We start from the raw sequence: 1334 nt of genomic DNA on the forward strand, positions 1-1334 counted from the left end.
GCAGGTATATAGCTGAGTGGCATGCCTACATATTGGGAATAACTGTTGTCCAGAAAAGGATAGACCTTCCTTAATGGATCAAGATCATCGCAAAGGTATACGAATCTTGATTCCAACTTTCTGTCAAGTGATGCTTTATAAATTATATCACCAGTGAGTATTTCTCTCATATTGCCCACGTGAATCGGGCCAGACGGTGATATTCCTGTGGAGATAAGCTGTTTTCCCTTCAGATTTTCAACCAAGGCATCTGCCCAGTACATATCTATCCCACCATAGTAGCACGGATAAGTGACCTGACCGGAACATTATTTATCTCGTCTGAACTTATTTTGGAAACAAGAACAACGCATAGTATTACTTCTCCTCCCTGGTTCCGTACATCGTCTATTGTCCGTTTCATTGTTTCTCCTGTACTGATAACATCATCTATTATGACAATTTTTTTACCCTTTACACCGGCAAAGTTGCTGCTGAACATACCCTCTTTCCTGGATGGGTGTGGCCTGTAGACGATTAATTCTCTCTCCAGCAGATCTGACAGCATCGTTGCGTAGGGTATTCCATTTATGGTTATTCCCATTATGGATGTTACATTATCCATGGATACATCTTCCATTATTATATCTCCCATTATCTCTGCTATTTTCTCTATTCTGTTTCCATATACGCCTATGCTGCGCCATCCGATCTTTGTATCTGAAATCCGATTTCCCCTAAGATCCTTGCTCAGAAGCCATGTTATAGTATTTACAGAAAGATGCAGTTCTGTTGATATTTCCTTATCGGACATGCCCTTATTCTTTAATTCCAATGCTCTATTATATAATTCCTCAAGACTTTTCATAATTCTACCTCTTTAACGCCTGCCCTAATCCTGGCCGCAATGATTTCAAGGTCATCAATACGGGCAGTTTCCCTTTCCCAGTTTATTTTTTTCCTGTAATACCTGGGTATTATATGTACATGATAATGCATTACCATCTGATTTGCAACTCTGCCATTGTTCTGGCCTATATTGAGCCCGTCTGTTTTCAGCGTTTCCTTTATGGCTATTGCTATACGTTTTACTGCTAGCTGGAGTTCAAGGTATATATCCTTATCAACATCATATATATTTTCATAATGGTTTCTGGGTATTACAAGAACATGGCCTTCTTCTATGGGTGCATTATCCATAAATGCGAGTATGTTTGAATTTCCGTAGACAAATGCCGCATTTCCCTTATTTGCAATTTCCCTGCAGAAAACACATGTTTCATCGTACATTTAAAGTATATTGTATACAGTATAAAAAATATTTTCGTTTGTCAGTCAATGATTCAGTAAATATT

At 38.5% G+C, this 1334-nt stretch carries 2 protein-coding genes and 1 pseudogene; all 3 read right to left on the minus strand.

All coding sequences use genetic code 11. The annotated features are described in order from the left end of the window. Positions 1–263: pseudogene (locus AMDU4_RS11120) on the minus strand (lysine--tRNA ligase); the annotation flags it as partial. Positions 264–265: 2 nt separating this feature from the next. Beyond that, entirely contained in the window at positions 266–847 is a 582-nt protein-coding gene (locus AMDU4_RS11125; protein ID WP_021788071.1) for an orotate phosphoribosyltransferase-like protein, read from the minus strand. Next, entirely contained in the window at positions 844–1269 is a 426-nt protein-coding gene (locus tag AMDU4_RS11130; RefSeq protein ID WP_021788072.1) for an HIT family protein, read from the minus strand. The genes AMDU4_RS11125 and AMDU4_RS11130 overlap by 4 nt, the downstream gene beginning before the upstream one ends. Positions 1270–1334: the final 65 nt, after the last annotated feature.

This window comes from Ferroplasma sp. Type II (assembly GCF_000496155.1).